We start from the raw sequence: 16,934 nt of genomic DNA, 5'->3' as shown, positions 1-16,934 counted from the left end.
ATCCGGCGCCACCGGCCCGAGCCGTCACCTACCGTGACGCCATGGACCCTTCCGCGGTCTGGCGGGACAAGAACCACAAGTGGCGGATCGAGGCGTACCGGGCACCGGATCTGCGGTTCGCCATCTACGCCACGAACGGCCCGACCGAGTCGGCGCCGCTGTGGCTGTTCGGGATGGCCGCGCTGGCCCGCTGGCTGATGACCCACGCGATCTCGCTGGACGACCTGGAGACGGACTGATGGGTGTCCAGGTCGCGCTGGTGCTGGTGCTGATCCTCGTCAACGCCGCCCTGTCCGGCAGCGAGATGGCGCTGGTGAGCCTGCGGGAGGGGCAGTTGCGCCGGCTGGCGCGCTCCGGGCGGGCCGGTGCGCGGCTGGGCCGGCTCACCCGCGAACCCAACCGCTACCTGGCCACCATCCAGCTCGGCATCACGCTCGCCGGGTTCCTCGCCTCGGCCGCCGCCGCGGTGACGCTCGCCGAGCCGCTCGTCGGCCCGCTGGGGTTCCTCGGCGGGGCGGCCCGCCCGGTGGCGGTATTCCTGGTGACGCTGCTGCTGACGTTCCTCACCCTGGTGGTGGGGGAGCTGGCACCCAAGCGGCTCGCCATGCAGACCGCGGAACGGTGGGCGCTGATCAGCGCCGGGCCGCTGGACCTGCTGGCGCGGCTGTCCCGGCCGGCGGTGTGGCTGCTCGGCCGCTCCACCGACCTGCTGGTCCGGCTCGCCGGTGGCGACCCGCGCGCCAGCCGGCAGGAGGTGACCGAGGAGGAGCTGCGGGAGATGCTGGTCAGCCAGCGCGGCCTGTCCGCCCAGCAGCGGGAGATCCTCGCCGGGGCGTTCGACATCGCCGGCCGTACGCTGCGGGAGATCCTCGTCGCGCGCCGCGACGTGACCACGTTGCCCGCCGACCTGCCGGCGGCCGACGCGATGCGGCGGCTCGCGGCCACCGGCCGGTCCCGGGCTCCGGTGATCGGACCCGGCGGGCTCGACGACGTGTGCGGCACCGTGCACATCCGCGACCTGGTCGACGCCGACGGGGCGCGCGTCGGCGACCGGGCCCGCCCGCCGGTGCTGCTGCCGGGCACGTTGCCGGTGGCCGACGCGATGCGGCAGCTGCGCCAGCGGCACGAGCAGCTCGCGCTGGTGGTCGACGAGTACGGCGGAGTGGACGGCCTGGTCACCATGGAGGACCTGCTCGAGGAGGTCGTCGGCGAGCTGTACGACGAGACCGACCGGGACGTGCGCCGCGCCGTGCGGGAGCCGGACGGCGCGCTGCTGCTGCCGGGCGACTTCCCGCTGCACGACCTGCCCGACGTGGGCGTACGGGTCACGTTCCCGCTGTCGCGCGAGTACACCACGGTGGCCGGCCTGGTGCTGGCCGGGCTGGGCCGGCTGCCCGAGGGCTCGGGGGAGCGGGTGCGACTGCCCGGCCTCACCGTCGAGGTGGTCGAGGTGGCCGGACGGGCGATCCGCCGGGTCCGGCTGCGCGGCCCCGCCGTCGGGCGCACCCCCGACTGACACCCGGACGGGGGACAACCGCCCGATCCGCGTCCCGGCCCGCGCCGCCGGTCGTACGGTGCGGGCGTGAAGGACCGAGGAATGCGGACGTTCATCACCGTGCTGGCCGGGCTGGCCGTGATCTACTTCGGCTTCACCGGAAGCCGCGACAGTGGCGGTGAGGGTGGCGTCTCCGGCGGCGTGGTGCTGCTCGCGCTGCTCGCCTCGCTGCTGGCCTGGAACCTGACCAAACCCGGCCCGGCCAAGTAGTCACCGGGCCGTGGCGGCGCTGCGGCTCACCTCGCCCGCCGACTCCTCGCCCAGGGCCACCCGCACCAGCGCCGACGCGAGCCGGCCGAAGTCGGCCTCGCCGACCAGCCCGACCAGGTCGCCGGGGCTCGCCGGCAGGCCCAGCCGCTTCGCCCCGGCCAGCGTGCGCCGGTCGGCGTACGGGCACACGTCCGGCCACACCGACTGCGCCTCGCGCAGGAAGATGTCCGCCCCGGTGGGGCCGATGCCGGGGAATTCGGTGAGCAGCCGACGCAGCACGGCCCGGTCGGCGCCGGCCTCCTTGTGCAGCCGCCGCAGGTCGCCGTGCCAGCGGTCCAGGCAGAGGCGGGCGCCGGTGCCGAGCATGGTCGCGGTCCGCTCGTCGTAGCGCCGGTAGTGGCCCCGGCCCAGCGCGTCGACCCGGTCCTGCCAGCTCGCCGCCTCCATCGCCTGCGGGGTGCGGTAGCCGGCCGCGAACAGCTCCCGGGCGGCGGCCACTGCCACCGAGGCCCGGATCCGGGTGCTCAGCAGCGTGGTGAGCACCAGCAACTGGTAGAGCGGGCCGGGCCGGTCCGCGAGGGCGATGCCGGCCTCCTCCGCGTACGTGCGGGACTGCCGGTCCAGCAGGGCCCGTGCGACGTTGCGATCGTCTGGCATCCACCCGGATTACCCGCCCCGGCCCCGGCCAGACCCCCGGGCCCGTCCGGAATGCGCGGGGCGGCGGCGGGTACGCGGGCGGGGTGCGCGGTCGACGGCCGTGCGCCCCACCGGAAGGAGAGACCCGTGGTCAAGCCGCAGCAGGAGGAACTGCGCCGGAACGACCTCGGCGCCACCAGCCAGGACAGCCGCAAGACGGCCACCCAGGCGGGCGGCCGTTCGCGGAGCCGGGGCACGTCGAACGCGGATGCGGGACGGCCCGTCCCCAGGGGACAGGTGTCGCCGTACGGCCCGGCCGGTGAGCCGGTCGCCGACGACGAGAGCTAACCGCGAGCCGACGTCGGCCGCAGCCGCCGCCAGGTGGCTGCGGCCGACAGCCCGTACGCCAGGTGCGGGATCAGGTCGGAGACCCAGTCGGCGCGGCGCCACGTGCGCGGATCGGTCACGCCGAGCACCGTCATCGAGCCGTCCGAGGTCGCCATCACGCCGCCGCCGAGCAGCACCGTGGCCACCGGCAACGGAATCCGCCGACTCGCCGCGATCACGCCGAACGCGGCGCCGGCGGCGATGCCGGTGGCGTACCCGAGCAGTGGTCCCAGACCGGAGCGGCGGTTCGCCGCCTCGTCGCCGGGGCCCAGGTCGACGTGCGTGACGTCGGCCAGCCGTCCGGCGACCGATTCCGGGGTGCTGCTGGCCGGCCGGGCCCGCAACGCCATGTCGAGGTACGAGACCGCGTTGAGGACGGCGCTGCCGACGGCGCCCGCGATGGCGCCGTCGACAACCGCTGCCGTCCTCACTTCGGGTCACCCGGTTCCCGGTTGCCCTTGGGGCCGTAGGTCCGTTCGCCCCGGACCACGCCGCGTTGCCCCCTGTCGTCCTGGAGGATCCGGTTCGCGACCTGGTTCGCCTCCTTGTCGGACGCCCGTCCGGACTGCTCGACGAGGTCGCGAAGGCGTGCCCGCTGCTTGTCGTACGCGTTGCTGCCCGGCCGTGGTCCTGGCATCTCTGCCTCCTCCGGATCGCTGTCGGCTGACTCAGGCGTCTACCCGCCCGGGCCGGGACCAACCGTTGCGGGCGGACCCGCCGCTCGGCCGGCCGGCGGGTCCGCCGCTCAGTCCGGGGCCCGGACCACCGCTACCGGGCAGGCGGAGCGGTGCAGGATCCCCTGGCTCACCGAGCCCAGCAGCAGCCCGCCCAGCTCGCCCCGGCCCTGCCGGCCCACCACGACGAGCTGGGCCCCGGCCGACGCCGCGGTCAGCGCCGCGACCGGCTTGGCGCGTACCGCCTCGGTGCGTACCGGCAGGTCCGGCCACCGCTCGCCGATCCCGGCGAGCGCCTCGGCGAGCACCCGCTCGCCCTCCTCGGCCTCGTCGTCGCGCCCGCGCCTCGCCGGGCGGGCGTGCACCACGTGCAGCGCGGCGCCGCGCGCGGACGCGGTCTCCGCGGCGAACTCGACGGCGGCGCGCGACAGCGTGGAGCCGTCCACGCCGACCACCACCGGGCCGCCCTCGTGGTCCGTGCCGCGCGCGATCAGGACCGGGCAGTCGGCGTACGAGGCGACCTGCACCGCCACCGACCCGACCACGAGCGCGGCGAATCCGCCCAGGCCCCGGTCGCCGAGCACGACCACGGCGGCGGTGGGGGACTCGCCGAGCAGCACCGCTGCCGCCTCCCCGTCGATGATCTCGCCGGTGATGCGCAGCCCGGGCGACTCGGCCTCGGCCGCCGCGACCGCGTCGGAGACCAGTTGCTCGGCCTGGTTGCGCAGGCCGGCGCCGGGTGGTGACCCGGCCGGCGCGGAGACCGGTACGCGCAGCAACGGCCAGATGAAACCGTGCACCACCCGCAGCGGGCGGTTACGCCGCCGGGCCTCCCGGGCCGCCAGGCGCACCGCCCGGGTCGCCGGTTCGGAGCCGTCCACCCCGACCACCACCGCGGCCCCGTTCGCCGAGTTCACCCGTACCTCCTCGTGGCCGGCGCTCCCGCGGCCAGTATCGCGGCCCGGGTGGCCGGCCCGGGGCGATACCGCGCGGGGTCGCCCGGTGGGTACGCTCGGGTGCAGCGCCCAGGGGAGGGAGCCCCGTCGATGGATCAGCCGGACGGACCGAGCACCGCCCGCATGATCGACTACTGGCTCGGCGGCCGGCACCACCGCCCGGTGGACGTGGCGGCGGCCGCCGCGTTCGAGGCGGCGTACGGGCCCTGTGCGGCGATCTTCCGGTCGTTGCGCGGCTTTCTCGGCCGTACCGTGCGGGCGATGGCGGCCGACGGGGTGAACGGCTTCCTGGTCTTCGGCGCGGGCGTCCCCACCTGCGGCAACGTGCACGAGGTCGCGCCGGAGGCGACGGTCCTCTACACCGACGTGGACCCGGAGACGGTCCGGCTGGGCCGGAGTCTGCTCGCCGGCAGCGACCGGGCCGGGTACGGCTACGGCGACGCCACCGACATCGGGACCGTCGACCGGGCGCTGCTGCACCGTTTCGTCCCGGGCTGGGGGAGACGGCCGGTGGGCGTGGTCTTCCTCGGGCTGGCGGCGTTCCTGGACGACGAGACGCTCGCGCGTACGCTCGACGAGCTGTACCAGGCGGTGGCGCCGGGCAGCCGGCTCGCGATCGACTTCGACACCGAGGAGCTGGCCGGGCACCCCGAGGCGCTGGCGATGATGGGTCCGGCGTTCCGGATGCGGGCGCCCGAGCGGTTCGCGCCGCTGCTGGGCCGCTGGCAGCCGACCGGCGACGGCATCGTGCCGGTGGCGCGGTGGCGGCCGGCGGGTGAGCCGGAGCCGGTGCCGGACGCGTTCCACGGCGCGCTGGCGTTGCGCGAGGCCGGCTGAGCCGGCTGAGCCGGTCGGGTCACGCGCGGCCGAGGCGGGGCGTTCACCGTTCGGGCACCTTCGTATGATGTTTGCCCTGTAGCAATAGTCGTCATCGGAGGATGAGCATGCCGGAGGCGTCCGGATCGGTGTCGCGTGCCCTGCGCACGGCGTCACCCGACCAGCTGGCGGAGACCGCGGACGCGGTGCTGCGCCAGACGCTCGGGGCCGCGCGGGCGGAGGTGTTCGTCGCCGACTACCGCGCCAGCGGGCTCTGGCCGGTGCTCGACCCGGACGTGCCCGACGGCGGCCCGCTGCTGGCCCACAGCGTGGCGCAGCGCTGTTTCAGCAGCCAGGAGCCGGTGCTGGACGTCGTCGAGGACGGCCGCTGCCGCGCCTACCTGCCGCTGTCGGTGTGGGGGGAGCGGCTCGGCGTGCTGATGGTGGATCTGCCCGGCGACCCGGACGCGGCCACTGTGGAGGCGGCCCGCGACGCCGCGGGGGAGCTGGCCGTGGCGATCCGGGCGGCCGACCGGGAGACCGACCGCTACCGGCGCGCCCGGCGGCGGGAGCGGCTGAGCATGGCCGCCGAGATGCAGTGGGATCTGCTGCCGGGGCGCAGCGTACGGATCGGCGACGCGCTGCTCGCCGGGCAGCTCGAACCGGCGTACACGGTGGGCGGCGACCACTTCGACTGGTCGGTGGACGGCGACCGGCTCACCCTCACCGTGCTCAACGGCACCGGCATCGGGCTGGCCGCGTCGATGCTCACGGCGATGACGGTGAACGCCATGCGCAACGCCAGGCGTTCCGGCGGCAGCCTGGTGGAGCAGGCGGAGCTGGCTTCGGACACCATCTACTACCAGCACCGGGGCAGCCGGCACGTGGCCACGCTGCTGCTGGAGCTGGACAGCCGCCGGGGCGTGATGCGGGCGGTGGACGCCGGTTCACCGCAACTGCTGCGGCTGCGCGGGGGCCGCGTCACGCCGATCGCGCTGGAGCAGCAGCTGCCGCTGGGCATGTTCGCCGAGACGCGTTACGACGTGCAGGAGTTCACTCTGGAGCCGGGCGATCGTCTCTTCGTCGTCAGCGACGGGGTGTACGCGGCGGAGCCCGACGACCAGGAGCCGTACGGTATGCGGGCGATGGCGCGCGCGATGCGGTCGACTCGGCTGCAGCCGGCGACCGAGGCAGTTGGTACGGTGATGCGCGAACTGCATGCGTACCATGCCGACGCGGACCTCCGTGACGACGCGGTCGTCGTCTGCCTGGACTGGCGCGGCTCCAGCCGGTCCGGCGACGTGACGGGGCAGTGACGGGGGCGGCGGAGCGGACACGAGCGGGACGATCGCAGGGGACAGCGAGTGGAGCGACCTCCGAATCTTGCCGCGGCCATCGAATCGGCTGCGGAGGCGCTCATCGGTGTGCTCGACTCCGCGACGTCCCGGCACACCGTCAGCGTCTCGCCCACGCAGCTGCGGGTGCTGTCGCTGATCGTGTCGCATCCGGACACCAACGTGAACCGGCTGGCCGAGCTGCTGGACGTGGTCCCGTCGTCGGCGAGTCGGCTCTGCGACCGCCTGGAGGCGGTCGGCCTGCTGCGCCGGGTGGCGGACCCGCGCGACCGGCGGGAGGTGCGGCTGATCCCCACCGCGGCGGCGGAGACGCTGCTGCGCGACCTCCAGGACCGACGGCACCGGGCGGTGCAGGCCGTGCTGGACCGCATGCCCAACCGGGTGCAGCACGAGCTGCTGCTGGCGCTGGTGGCGTTCAGCCAGGCCGCGACGATGACCACCCCGCAGGCCGGCTCGGACTCGACCGCCCGCTCCGCCTGACCTCACACCCCGCCACGCGCACCGTCCCCAGCCGCTCGACTAGTGTCCTAGGATGCCCTAGCGGGTGTGACGGTCCCCACCGTGACACCACTGAGCAACGACGCAGCACGGCACCCGGGGGAGAAGGACGAGCCCGATATAGTGGCAGCGCAACTGGGCGGTCCGTGATCACGACGAGGGCGGGCCGCGTCGGGGAGGTCCCAGCCCGGGATCACAGAGGGCGCCGGCGTCTGACCGGCCGGCAACGCGCACGTCCCTCCAGCGGCCGTTCATCCGGCTGCCGGACCGTGCTGCGAAGGGAGGGTTCGGTGTCGCGTCGGCCGGCTCCATCGGAGCAACCGGATTCCGGGACCACTGTCGTGGGAGACCGCGTCCTCACGCTGCCCAACCTGATCAGCTTCGTCCGGCTCGTCGGCGTGCCGATCTTCCTCTACCTGTTCCTCGTGGTCCGAGCCGACGTCGCCGCCATCGCGGTGCTCGCCGTCGGCGGGACCAGCGACTGGGTGGACGGCTGGATCGCCCGCCGCCTGGGACAGGTGAGCCGGCTCGGCGAGCTGCTCGACCCGCTGGCCGACCGCCTCTACATCCTCGCCACGCTGCTCGCGTTCACCGCCCGGGAGGTGGTGCCGTGGCAGTTCACCGGGGCGCTGCTGGCCCGGGAACTGCTGCTGCTGGTGTCCCTCGGGGTGCTGCGCCGCTACGGCTACGGCCCGCCGCCGGTGCACTACGTGGGCAAGACCGCGACGTTCCTGCTGCTGGCGGCCTTCCCGATCCTGCTGCTGGCCGACGCGGTGCCGGACGCCGGCACCGCTGCCGGGGCGATCGGCTGGGGTCTGGCGTGGTGGGGCCTCGTCCTCTACTGGGTCGCCGGCGCGATGTACGTGGTGCAGGCCGCCCGCCTCGTGCGGGCGCAGCGCGCGGAGGCGGCGGCATGACCACCGCGCCGTCGCGGGACGGGGAGAAGGAGCGCGACCCGTCGACCCGGGTGTACGCGCCGGACTTCCTGACCGAGCTGTTCCGCAATCCGCTGGACCCGGGGTACGGGGACGCGGCGGCGCGCCGCGCGACGGGCTCGGTGTCGCGGGTACGCCAGGTGCTGGGCCGGCCGGTGAGCCTGCTGGTGCTGGCGGTGATCGGGTTCCTGTTCGCGGTGGCGTACCGGGAGACGGTGGCGGATGAGCCGAGCCGCGCGACGGCGCGGGCAGGGCTGGTCGCCGAGATCAAGGGCCGGGAGGCGGAGACCGACCGGTTGACCGAGCGCGCCGAGCAGTTGCGTGAGGAGGTCGGGCGGCAGCGGGACGCGACGTTGAGCGGTTCGCAGGCGTCCCGGTTGCGCACGCTGGAGGCGGGTACCGGCCTGGCCCGGGTGCGCGGGGACGGCGTGGTGGTGCGGCTGGCCGACGCGGCGGCGGATCAGGACGGGGTGACCACCGGTGACGCGGGTCCGTCCCGGGTGCTGTATTCGGATCTGCAGAAGGTCGCGAACGCGTTGTGGGCGGCGGGTGCCGAGGCGGTGGCGGTGAACGGCCAGCGGTTGACGGCGACGTCGACGATCCGGTCGGCGGGTGAGGCGATCCTGGTGGACTACCGGCCGGTGACGGGTCCGTACGAGGTGCAGGCGATCGGGCCGCGGTCGATGCGGGACCGGTTCGACCAGAGCCGGGCGGCGGCGTTGATGCGTGAGGTGGCGCGGACGACGGGTCTGTCGTTCGGGGTGAAGCGGGCCGACGACCTCACCCTGCCGGCGGCGCCGCAGCCGCGGCTACGCTACGCCGAGCCTCCGGCGACCCCGAGTCCGAGCGCGAGTGCGCGTCCCTCGGGTTCGGGTGCCGCCGGTTCGTCGAGTCCCGGGTCGTCCGGCCCGGGTGGTTCTTCCAGCCCCTCGGGAGGTGGCCGATGATCGCGGTGCTGGCGTTGCTCGCCGGTGTGGTGCTCGGGGTGTATCTGGACCCCACGGTGCCGGCGGCGTTGCAGCCGTATCTGCCGATTGCGGTGGTGGCCGCGTTGGACGCGGTGTTCGGTGGGGTGCGGGCGAAGCTGGACCGGATCTTCGACGACAAGCAGTTCGTGGTGTCGTTCATCTCGAACGTGCTGGTGGCGGGGCTGATCGTGTATCTGGGTGACCAGTTGGGCGTGGGCGGTCAGTTGTCCACCGGTGTGGTGGTCGTGCTCGGGGTGCGCATCTTCGGAAATGTGGCGGCGATCCGCCGGCACCTGTTCCGGGCGTAGGTTTGTGGCGATGAGCGAGGAACACAGGGAGACGGGTACGGGGTGGCCGCGGCCGGGGGAGCCGGCGCGGCCGTCGGGTCCGGCCGGTGAGCCGGATCCGCGCCCGGACGCGCCCGATCCGGACGAGTTGAGCCCGTTGGCGCCGGTGGAGCCGATGCCGGACGAGGCGGCGGAGCCCGCGGAGCGGGAGGCGGTGCCGGAGTCCGAGCCGGAGCCGGGTGCGTCGGCCGGGGCGGCGGCGCCGTCGGCGGCGCGGCGGTTCTCGTCGGCGGGCGCGATGATCGCGGTGTTGCTGGCGTTGCTGGGTTTCACGCTGGTGGTGCAGTTCAAGACGACGTCGACGGATCCGACGCTCGCGGCGACGCGGGAGGAGGACCTGGTGCGGATCTCGTCGGATCTGGATTCGCGGGAGCGGCGGCTGCGCCAGGAGATCGAGTTGCTGGAGGAGAGCCAGCGGCAGTTGCGCTCGGGTGAGCAGGGCCGGCAGGCGGCGCTGGAGGAGGCGACGCGGCGGGCGGACGAGCTGGGCATCCTGGCGGGGACGTTGCCGGCGGTGGGTCCGGGTCTTGAGGTGCGGTTCACGGGGCCGGCGAAGGCGGTGTCGTCGACGCGGATCCTGGACGCGGTGCAGGAGCTGCGGGGTGCGGGCGCGGAGGCGATGCAGATCCAGGGTGCGGACGGTACGGCGGCGCGGATCATCGCGTCGACGTATTTCGTGGACGGGCCGGACGGTGCGCTGGTGGTGGACGGGCGGCGGTTGACGGGTCCGTTCACGATCATGGTGATCGGTGATCCGGCGACGATGCGTACGGCGTTGAACATTCCCGGCGGGGTGGTCGCATCGGTGCGGGACGGCGGCGGTAACGTGACGTCCGAGGATCGTGAGGTTGTGGAGGTTTCGCAGCTGCACGCGCCGATCAAGCTGGACCACGCCCGGCCGGTCTCCTGACCGGTCGCGGCCGCGCCGGTTTCTCCGGTGCACCGATGACGAAGGACGCAGTTGGTGATTCCTGAGGATCTGCGGTACACCGCCGAGCACGAGTGGGTGGTCGGTGGTGACGGTGGTGTCGTCCGCGTCGGTATCACGCACTTCGCGCAGGACGCCCTGGGTGACATCGTGTTCGTGCAGCTGCCGGAAGCCGGTGCGGTGGTGGCGGCGGGTGAGTCGCTGGGCGAGATCGAGTCGACGAAGAGCGTGTCGGAGATCTACGCGCCGTTGAGTGGCACGGTGGCGGCGCGCAACGAGGCGCTGGCCGACACCCCTGAGGTGATCAACACGGATCCGTACGGTGCGGGGTGGTTGGTGGAGATCACTCCGGACGATCCGGCGGCGGTCGAGGGTTTGCTGACCGCCGATGCGTACCGCGAGCTCACCGAGAGCTGAGTTCGTGCTGTTCCGGGCGGCGGCGCGGTTCCGCGCGTCCGGTTGCCCTGCATTTCGGCGCTGGCTAGGCTCGCCCAGTCGACCGAGAACCAATAGTTTGAGCGTTGCGGAATGCGCCTTCCCGGGCACGGGGAGCCAGCCGCCGGGTGTGGTGTTGCCCGGCGGCCAGTCCCGCCATTCCCTGACGCCGACCGAACAGATCCGTGAGGTGGTCCCATGACGCGCCCAGACGACGAGTTCCCCCCGCTCGACGTCACTTCGACGCTCAATCTCGGTTCGCTCGACGAAGTGCTGGAGGGGCCGGACACCGATGTGGTGCCGAGCCGGATGTCCGGTTCGTTGCCGCCGGGTATGGCGTTGCTGGTGGTTCGCCGGGGTCCGAATGCGGGTGCCCGGTTCCTGTTGGACCACGATGTGACGACGAGTGGGCGGCACCCGGACAGTGACATCTTCCTGGACGACGTGACGGTGTCGCGGCGGCACGCGGAGTTCCACCGTGACGGTGGGACGTTCACGGTGCGGGATGTGGGCAGCCTGAACGGCACGTACGTGAATCGTGAGCGGGTCGAGGCGGCGACGTTGAGCAACGGTGACGAGGTGCAGATCGGCAAGTTCCGGGTGGTGTTCATCGCCGGTCCGCGCCCGGAGGAGGAGGCCGGCCGGGGGTGAACGAGCCTGCGGCTTCGACGCCGTCCGGGGCGGCGCGTGCGCCTGCGCTGATGAGTATCGGCGAGGTGCTGGCGCAGTTGCGGCCGGAGTTTCCGGACGTCACGATCTCGAAGTTGCGGTTTCTGGAGGCCGAGGGCCTGGTGGAGCCGCAGCGGACGCCGTCGGGTTATCGGAAGTACGGCTGGGACGACGTGGCGCGGTTGCGGTTCGTGTTGACCGCGCAGCGGGATCAGTACCTGCCGTTGCGGGTGATCCGGGAGCAGTTGGCCGAGTGGGACGGGTCTGGTCCGTCGCCGGGGCGGGGGCGGCCGAATCTGGTGGCTGTGGGTCCGGGTGGTGAGGTTCCGGGCCGGGAGCCGGCGGAGTCGGCCGAGTCGTCGGAGGTGCGGCTGGACCGGGCGGGTCTGATCGCTCGTAGTGGTGTGGACGAGTCGACGCTCGCGGAGTTGGAGCGGCTGGGTGTGCTGGTGCCGGATCCGCCGGGGTGGTACGACGCGGATGCGTTGATCATCGCGAGTGCGGTGGCGGGTCTGGCGGCGTACGGGTTGGAGCCTCGGCATCTGCGGGCGTTCCGGTCGGCGGCGGATCGTGAGGTCGGGTTGTTCGCGCAGCTTGTGGCGCCGTTGGCGCGGCAGAGCGATCCGGCGGCGCGGGCGCGGGCGGCGGAGACGGCGCGGGAGTTGGTGGCGTTGTCGCAGCGGTTGCACGCGGCGTTGGTGCGGGTGGGGCTGCGGTCGACGTTGGGCCGGTGAGGTCGGTGCGAGGGGCCGGGTGCTGTGGGCGCCCGGCCCTTCGTCGTGGGTGGCGCGGAAAGATCTGGTCGGCGGAGCGTGTCGTAGGCTTGCCGGGGTATGCCCGTCCGGCGAGGCGTGGTGCACGTAGCGCGTGGGACTCCCGTGTCCTGGTCCGTGTACCGTGCAGGGAAGGGCGCGGTGCAAGGTGACGACGACACGGAGGCGGCGGTGCGCGAGCTGAGCGTGGTCGGAGTTCGGGTGGAGTTGCCCAGCAACCAGCCGATCGTCCTGCTGCGGGAGGTCGAGGGGGACCGCTATCTGCCGATCTGGATCGGTGCGGTCGAGGCGACGGCGATCGCTTACGAGCAGCAGGGGGTCAAGCCGGCCCGGCCGTTGACGCACGATCTTCTGCGGGATGTGCTGGCGGCGTTGCAGGCGCCGTTGCGGGCGGTGGAGATCACCGAGTTGAAGGAGAACGTGTTCTACGCGGATCTTCTCCTCGGTGACGGTGTGCGGGTGTCGGCGCGGCCGAGTGACTCCATCGCGTTGGCGTTGCGGGTGGGTGCTCCGATTCGTTGTGCGGAGCAGGTCCTCAGTGAGGCGGGGATCGTGATCCCGGACGAGCAGGAGGACGAGGTGGAGAAGTTCCGGGAGTTCCTGGAGCAGGTGCGTCCGGAGGACTTCGCGGGTTGAGGTGTCCCGCCCGAGTGGTGGCGCGGCGTGTCGCGGTGTTTCCTGCGGGTGAAGTCCGGGGGGCGGCGTTAGGGTTGCCGTGTCGAGTGGTGCGCGTACGGGGAATCGACGCGGCACCGCCACGGGCGCGGGGAGGTTGGTCCGATGCACGAGCCGCGGGATTCTGGTCCGGGTGCGGAACGGCAGGCGGGTGTGGGGGCCGATCCGGCCGGTGACGGCGAGGTCGGTTACCGGGGTGTGACCGCGTGTTCGGCGGTGGGGATCAGTTACCGGCAGCTCGACTACTGGGCGCGTACGGCGCTGGTGGTGCCGAGTGTGCGCGACGCGTCGGGTTCGGGGACGTCGCGGTTGTACTCGTTCCGCGACCTGGTGGTGTTGAAGGTCGTGAAGCGGCTGCTGGACGCCGGGGTGTCGTTGCAGAACATCCGTAAGGCGATCGAGGCGTTGCGGTCGCGTGGGGTGGACGATCTGGCGGGCATCACGTTGATCTCCGACGGGACGACCGTGTACGAGTGCCGGTCGCCGGAGGAGGTGGTCGACCTGTTGCAGGGTGGCCAGGGCGTGTTCGGCATCGCGATCGGTGGCGCGTTCAAGGAGATCCAGGGTTCGTTGTCGCATCTGCCGGCGGAGCCGGTGGGCGGGCAGGAGCCGGCCGTGCCGGCGGTGGAGCCGGAGCCGGAGTCGGTCGGGGACGAGCTGGCGGCGCGCCGGGCGCGGCGCCGGGCCGGGTGACCTGCGTCGCGTCTCGTTGACGGGATCGCGCCGCGCCCGAAAAAGGGTGCGGTGCGATTCGTGTTTTGGTGACGGGGTGTGGTCCTCCGCCCTGGGTCGGGGCCGGCGGGGAAAGCGGTTCGGGGTGGCCGGGAATCTGCGCAGGTCACGGCATGCGCGCGGGCGATGTCCGAAAAGGACCGTACGCCGTTCGCGATGACGGTTCGTGTCCGGTCTGCCGCGATACGTCAATCGGCTTCGGCCGTTTTGCTCACTGTCCGTGGTTGACAGTTGTCGGGATCCGGACAGGGCGGGCGTGAAGTGCCGTGGCGGGCGCGCTATGGTCCGTTCCGGTCGTCGGCGTGTCGGGATCACGGCGGAACGCTGTGTGACGCCGCGCCGGACGGCGAGCCCCTGCCGCGGCGCTGCCCGCGGACCCCTGGTGGAAGGACCGAGCATGACGGTGACGAGCGAGACCACCCCGATCTCCCACTACGAGCGCATCGGCGGCGCGGCGGCGGTCAAGGCCGCGGTGGAGCTGTTCTACGACAAGGTGCTGGCCGATCCGGATCTGGCCGGCTACTTCTCCGACGTGGACATGGTGGAGCAGCGGCGGCACCTGGCGCTGATGCTGGCGGTGGTGCTGGGTGGTCCGAACGAGTACGCGGGCCGTGGGCTGGCCGAGGCGCATCAGCCGTTGCGCATCACCGGGGAGCACTACGCGAAGGTCGGTGAGCACCTGACCGCGACGCTGGTCGAGCTGGGTGTGCCGGCGGACGTGATCGCCGACGTGCAGGTCGTGCTCGGGCAGGTGCGGGAGCAGGTCGTGTCGGCGGGAGACGCCTGAGCGTGGACGTCGCACGGCTCAAGCAGAGCTGGTCCCTGGTCGCCGCGCACGGCGACCAGGTGCCGCTCTACTTCTATTCGACGCTGTTCCTGGCGCATCCGGAGACCCGGCAGATGTTCCCCACGAACATGGCCGGGCAGCGGGACCGTCTGGTGGCGGCGCTGGGGCACGTGGTGTCCCACGTGGACCAGGTTGACCGGCTCGTCGGGTTCCTGCGGGACCTGGGCGCGGATCACCGCAAGTTCGCGGTGCGCGCCGAGCACTACCCGGCGGTCGGTGAGGCGCTGCTGGCCACGTTGCGGCACTTCTGCGGTGACGCGTGGACCGAGGAGCTGGCCGCCGACTGGACCGCGGCGTACGGGCTCGTGGCGCAGGTGATGACCGAGGGTGCGCAGGCCGCGGAGTCGCAGTCACCGCCGTGGTGGGTGGCGGAGGTGCTGACGCACGAGCAGCGCACGTTCGACGTGGCGGTGCTGACGGTGCGTCCGCAGTACCTGTTGCCGTTCACGGCGGGCCAGTCGATCGGGGTGTCGCATCCGGCGGTGCGGTCGTGGCGGTACTACTCGCCGGCGAACGCGCCGCGCCCGGACGGCACGGTGGAGCTGCACGTGCGGGCCGCGCCGGGTGGTGTGGTGTCGTCGCGTCTGGTGTACGGGTGCGCGGCAGGTGACCAGCTGCACCTGGCCTCGCCGGTGGGGGACCGGTTGACGTTGTGGCAGGCCGGGTCGTCGGATCTGCTGCTGCTGGCCGGTGGTACCGGCTGGGCGCCGGTGAAGGCGCTGGTGGAGCAGGTCGCGGCGGAGGGCTCGGGGCGGCGGGTCGACCTGTATGTGGGTGCCCGTTCGCGGGCGGAGTTCTACGACAGCGAGGCGATCGACAAGCTGGCGGCGACGCATCCGTGGCTGCGGGTGTCGTACGTGGCGGGTGCGGATCCGGTCCGGCCGGGGGAGTCGGTGCGGATCGCCGACCGGGTGCTCGCCGACGGGGACTGGCGGTCGCGGCACGTATACGTGTGCGGGTCCGACGAGATGGTGGGTCATTCGGTGGCGGCGTTCACCGGCGCCGGCTACCAGCCGGGCCAGGTGCATCACGAGGGCTACGGCAAGCACTGGTACGGCCCGGCGTGGCGGACGATGACCGGCGCCGAGGGGCCGGGAACAACGGAGGTGGGCCGGTGAGCGCGAGGAGTGAGCCGGTGAGCGCGGGTCCGATCAGCAGTTACGACGCGCAGCAGGTGTCCGGTCCGGTGCAGGTGCGGTTGACCTCGGACCGGGTCCGGCGGTGGGAGTTCGGGTCGGCGGCGTTCACCCGGCGCGGCTACGACCAGACCGACGTGGACCGGTTCCGGTTGCAGGTGGCCGACGAGCTGGATCTGCTGGCGGCGCAGGTGGCGAACCTGCGGGCGGAGAACGAGCGGCTCAACGACCATCTGGAGCTGCATCGGCACGGGGTGATTCCGAGCGCCGAGGCGGCGGTGGCGCCGGCGGCGAAGGAGGTCAACCTGTTGTCGGCGGCGCAGCGGGAGGCCGAGCAGATCATCGCGCAGGCCCACGACTACGCCCGCCGGGTCGCCGAGTACGCCCGTACCCAGTACGAGAGTTACATGCGGGCGGCGGCGGAGGAGGCGAAGCGGGAGGCGGAGCGGGCGGTGACGGAGTACCGCAGCGCCGCCGGCAGCGGCTTCGACGACTCGGTGGCGACGCGTGAGGCGTTGCGGATCTTCGGCGAGATGATGATCTCGCACATGCAGGCGGCGGCCCGGCACCTCGACGACGGCAGTGAGCAGTTGTCGCGCACGATGGAGCGGATCGCCCGGGAGTTGCCGCAGGGCGGCGGGGGCGCGCCGCAGCCGGCGTTGTCGCGCCACCAGCGCTGATCCGGTGTCCCGGTCCGCCGCGGCGGGCGGGCCGGGACGTACCCGGTGGGTCAGGCGTCGACCGCGGCGACGGCCTCGGCGATGGGGGTGTCTCCGCCGACGAGTTCCAGGGTGTGTCCGGCGGTGGCCGGGGCGTACAGCAGGGCGAGCAGCACCCGGGCCACGTCGGCGCGGCTGATCGCGCCCGATCCGGCGTGCCGGGTCAGGGTGATGCGGCCTTCGGGTTCGTCGTCGGTGAGCCGGCCGGGCCGCAGGACCGTCACGTCGAGGTCCCGCGCGGTGACGTCGTCCTCGGCGGCCTTCTTGGCGCGCAGGTAGGCCGCCCACACGTCGTCGGTGCCCTCGGCGGGCGCGTTGTCCACGCCCATGGAGGAGACCAGCAGGTAGCGGCGTACCCCGGCGCGGACGGCGGCGTCGGCGAGCAGCACGGCGGCGCCGCGGTCGACGGTGTCCTTGCGGGCGGCGCCGCTGCCGGGTCCGGCGCCGGCGGCGAACACGACCGCGTCGGCGCCGGTGAGGTGGCCGGCGAGGGTGGCGACGTCGGTGTGTTCCAGGTCGCAGACGACCGGTTCGGCCCCGGCGGCGCGCAGCGCGGCGGCGTGGTCGGGGTTGCGGATCAGTCCGAGCGCGGTGTCGCCGCGTCCGGCCAGTTCCCGCTCCAGCAGTTTGGCGATCTTCCCGTGCCCTCCGGCAATCACGACGCGCATGCACCCAACGTAGCC

Annotated in this window: 24 protein-coding genes; 19 read left to right on the top strand and 5 right to left on the bottom strand. The window is 73.1% G+C overall.

Annotated elements, in window-relative coordinates:
- Positions 1-41 precede the first annotated feature (41 nt).
- The 3 genes from ACQP26_RS15940 to ACQP26_RS15930 all read left to right on the top strand — a co-directional run bounded on the left by ACQP26_RS15940 (position 42) and on the right by ACQP26_RS15930 (position 1,765).
- Positions 42-239, top strand: a complete 198-nt coding sequence (locus ACQP26_RS15940) for a hypothetical protein (protein ID WP_030503909.1) — start codon at positions 42-44, stop codon at positions 237-239.
- Positions 239-1,516, top strand: coding sequence for a hemolysin family protein (locus ACQP26_RS15935; protein ID WP_433493222.1), 1,278 nt, complete (start codon positions 239-241; stop codon positions 1,514-1,516). Before ACQP26_RS15940 ends, ACQP26_RS15935 begins: the two co-directional genes overlap by 1 nt.
- A 66-nt stretch (positions 1,517-1,582) precedes the next feature.
- The gene (locus ACQP26_RS15930; protein WP_194803387.1) at positions 1,583-1,765 is read left to right on the top strand and encodes a hypothetical protein; all 183 of its coding nucleotides are present in this window, start codon (positions 1,583-1,585) and stop codon (positions 1,763-1,765) included.
- Here the strand turns inward: ACQP26_RS15930 and ACQP26_RS15925 are convergent, their stop codons facing one another.
- On the bottom strand, positions 1,766-2,422 hold the full coding sequence (locus ACQP26_RS15925; RefSeq protein ID WP_269706039.1) for a hypothetical protein: 657 nt from the start codon (positions 2,420-2,422) through the stop codon (positions 1,766-1,768).
- Positions 2,423-2,548: 126 nt separating this feature from the next.
- Here ACQP26_RS15925 and ACQP26_RS15920 point away from each other — a divergent pair, with 126 nt between their 5' ends.
- Positions 2,549-2,749 (top strand): hypothetical protein, encoded by a 201-nt coding sequence (locus ACQP26_RS15920; protein WP_269697006.1) that lies wholly within the window; start codon positions 2,549-2,551, stop codon positions 2,747-2,749.
- Here the strand turns inward: ACQP26_RS15920 and ACQP26_RS15915 are convergent.
- The 3 genes from ACQP26_RS15915 to ACQP26_RS15905 all read right to left on the bottom strand — a co-directional run bounded on the left by ACQP26_RS15915 (position 2,746) and on the right by ACQP26_RS15905 (position 4,379).
- Positions 2,746-3,219: a hypothetical protein gene (locus ACQP26_RS15915; RefSeq protein ID WP_433493221.1), complete on the bottom strand. Its 474-nt coding sequence runs from the start codon at positions 3,217-3,219 to the stop codon at positions 2,746-2,748. The two genes, ACQP26_RS15920 and ACQP26_RS15915, sit on opposite strands and share 4 nt — an antisense overlap.
- Positions 3,216-3,425 carry a hypothetical protein gene (locus ACQP26_RS15910; protein ID WP_013286381.1) on the bottom strand — a complete coding sequence of 70 codons (210 nt, stop codon included), beginning with the start codon at positions 3,423-3,425 and terminating at the stop codon, positions 3,216-3,218. The genes ACQP26_RS15915 and ACQP26_RS15910 overlap by 4 nt, the downstream gene beginning before the upstream one ends.
- Positions 3,426-3,533: 108 nt before the next feature.
- A complete protein-coding gene (locus ACQP26_RS15905; RefSeq protein WP_281577807.1) occupies positions 3,534-4,379 on the bottom strand; it encodes a universal stress protein in 846 nt (281 codons plus the stop codon).
- Positions 4,380-4,508: 129 nt separating this feature from the next.
- Between ACQP26_RS15905 and ACQP26_RS15900 the strand changes: the two genes are divergently transcribed.
- The 15 genes from ACQP26_RS15900 to ACQP26_RS15830 all read left to right on the top strand — a co-directional run bounded on the left by ACQP26_RS15900 (position 4,509) and on the right by ACQP26_RS15830 (position 16,212).
- Positions 4,509-5,255 carry an SAM-dependent methyltransferase gene (locus tag ACQP26_RS15900; protein WP_433493220.1) on the top strand — a complete coding sequence of 249 codons (747 nt, stop codon included), beginning with the start codon at positions 4,509-4,511 and terminating at the stop codon, positions 5,253-5,255.
- A 107-nt stretch (positions 5,256-5,362) separates the two neighbouring features.
- A complete protein-coding gene (locus ACQP26_RS15895; RefSeq protein ID WP_433493219.1) occupies positions 5,363-6,550 on the top strand; it encodes a PP2C family protein-serine/threonine phosphatase in 1,188 nt (395 codons plus the stop codon).
- Positions 6,551-6,598: 48 nt separating this feature from the next.
- Positions 6,599-7,069 carry a MarR family winged helix-turn-helix transcriptional regulator gene (locus ACQP26_RS15890; RefSeq protein ID WP_269706051.1) on the top strand — a complete coding sequence of 157 codons (471 nt, stop codon included), beginning with the start codon at positions 6,599-6,601 and terminating at the stop codon, positions 7,067-7,069.
- A 308-nt stretch (positions 7,070-7,377) separates the two neighbouring features.
- On the top strand, positions 7,378-8,004 hold the full coding sequence (locus tag ACQP26_RS15885; protein WP_433493218.1) for a CDP-alcohol phosphatidyltransferase family protein: 627 nt from the start codon (positions 7,378-7,380) through the stop codon (positions 8,002-8,004).
- Entirely contained in the window at positions 8,001-8,969 is a 969-nt protein-coding gene (locus ACQP26_RS15880; protein ID WP_433493217.1) for a DUF881 domain-containing protein, read from the top strand. The genes ACQP26_RS15885 and ACQP26_RS15880 overlap by 4 nt, the downstream gene beginning before the upstream one ends.
- The gene (locus tag ACQP26_RS15875; RefSeq protein WP_007071104.1) at positions 8,966-9,298 is read left to right on the top strand and encodes a small basic family protein; all 333 of its coding nucleotides are present in this window, start codon (positions 8,966-8,968) and stop codon (positions 9,296-9,298) included. The genes ACQP26_RS15880 and ACQP26_RS15875 overlap by 4 nt, the downstream gene beginning before the upstream one ends.
- A 10-nt stretch (positions 9,299-9,308) precedes the next feature.
- Entirely contained in the window at positions 9,309-10,247 is a 939-nt protein-coding gene (locus ACQP26_RS15870; protein ID WP_433493216.1) for a DUF881 domain-containing protein, read from the top strand.
- Between the two features lie 54 nt (positions 10,248-10,301).
- Positions 10,302-10,682: a glycine cleavage system protein GcvH gene (gene gcvH, locus ACQP26_RS15865; protein ID WP_269706058.1), complete on the top strand. Its 381-nt coding sequence runs from the start codon at positions 10,302-10,304 to the stop codon at positions 10,680-10,682.
- Positions 10,683-10,898: 216 nt separating this feature from the next.
- Positions 10,899-11,351: an oxoglutarate dehydrogenase inhibitor Odhl gene (gene odhI / locus ACQP26_RS15860; RefSeq protein ID WP_007071101.1), complete on the top strand. Its 453-nt coding sequence runs from the start codon at positions 10,899-10,901 to the stop codon at positions 11,349-11,351.
- 50 nt (positions 11,352-11,401) lie between these two features.
- Positions 11,402-12,103 (top strand): transcriptional regulator FtsR, encoded by a 702-nt coding sequence (gene ftsR, locus ACQP26_RS15855; protein ID WP_269706060.1) that lies wholly within the window; start codon positions 11,402-11,404, stop codon positions 12,101-12,103.
- Positions 12,104-12,313: 210 nt separating this feature from the next.
- Positions 12,314-12,778, top strand: a complete 465-nt coding sequence (locus ACQP26_RS15850; RefSeq protein ID WP_088647333.1) for a bifunctional nuclease family protein — start codon at positions 12,314-12,316, stop codon at positions 12,776-12,778.
- A 144-nt stretch (positions 12,779-12,922) separates the two neighbouring features.
- Positions 12,923-13,510 (top strand): MerR family transcriptional regulator, encoded by a 588-nt coding sequence (locus ACQP26_RS15845; protein ID WP_269706062.1) that lies wholly within the window; start codon positions 12,923-12,925, stop codon positions 13,508-13,510.
- A gap of 436 nt (positions 13,511-13,946) precedes the next feature.
- The gene (locus ACQP26_RS15840; protein WP_269706064.1) at positions 13,947-14,336 is read left to right on the top strand and encodes a group I truncated hemoglobin; all 390 of its coding nucleotides are present in this window, start codon (positions 13,947-13,949) and stop codon (positions 14,334-14,336) included.
- Between the two features lie 2 nt (positions 14,337-14,338).
- Entirely contained in the window at positions 14,339-15,514 is a 1,176-nt protein-coding gene (locus tag ACQP26_RS15835; protein ID WP_433493215.1) for a globin domain-containing protein, read from the top strand.
- 17 nt (positions 15,515-15,531) lie between these two features.
- Positions 15,532-16,212 carry a DivIVA domain-containing protein gene (locus ACQP26_RS15830; protein ID WP_281577815.1) on the top strand — a complete coding sequence of 227 codons (681 nt, stop codon included), beginning with the start codon at positions 15,532-15,534 and terminating at the stop codon, positions 16,210-16,212.
- Between the two features lie 50 nt (positions 16,213-16,262).
- Here the strand turns inward: ACQP26_RS15830 and ACQP26_RS15825 are convergent, their stop codons facing one another.
- On the bottom strand, positions 16,263-16,919 hold the full coding sequence (locus tag ACQP26_RS15825; RefSeq protein WP_281577816.1) for an NAD(P)H-binding protein: 657 nt from the start codon (positions 16,917-16,919) through the stop codon (positions 16,263-16,265).
- Positions 16,920-16,934 lie beyond the last annotated feature (15 nt).

Origin of the sequence: Micromonospora sp. CA-248089 (assembly GCF_050948515.1) — a bacterium.
Taxonomy (GTDB): Bacteria; Actinomycetota; Actinomycetes; order Mycobacteriales; family Micromonosporaceae; genus Micromonospora.
The sequence above is the reverse complement of the archived record's forward strand: the minus strand, read 5'-3'. Positions and strand labels throughout refer to the sequence as shown.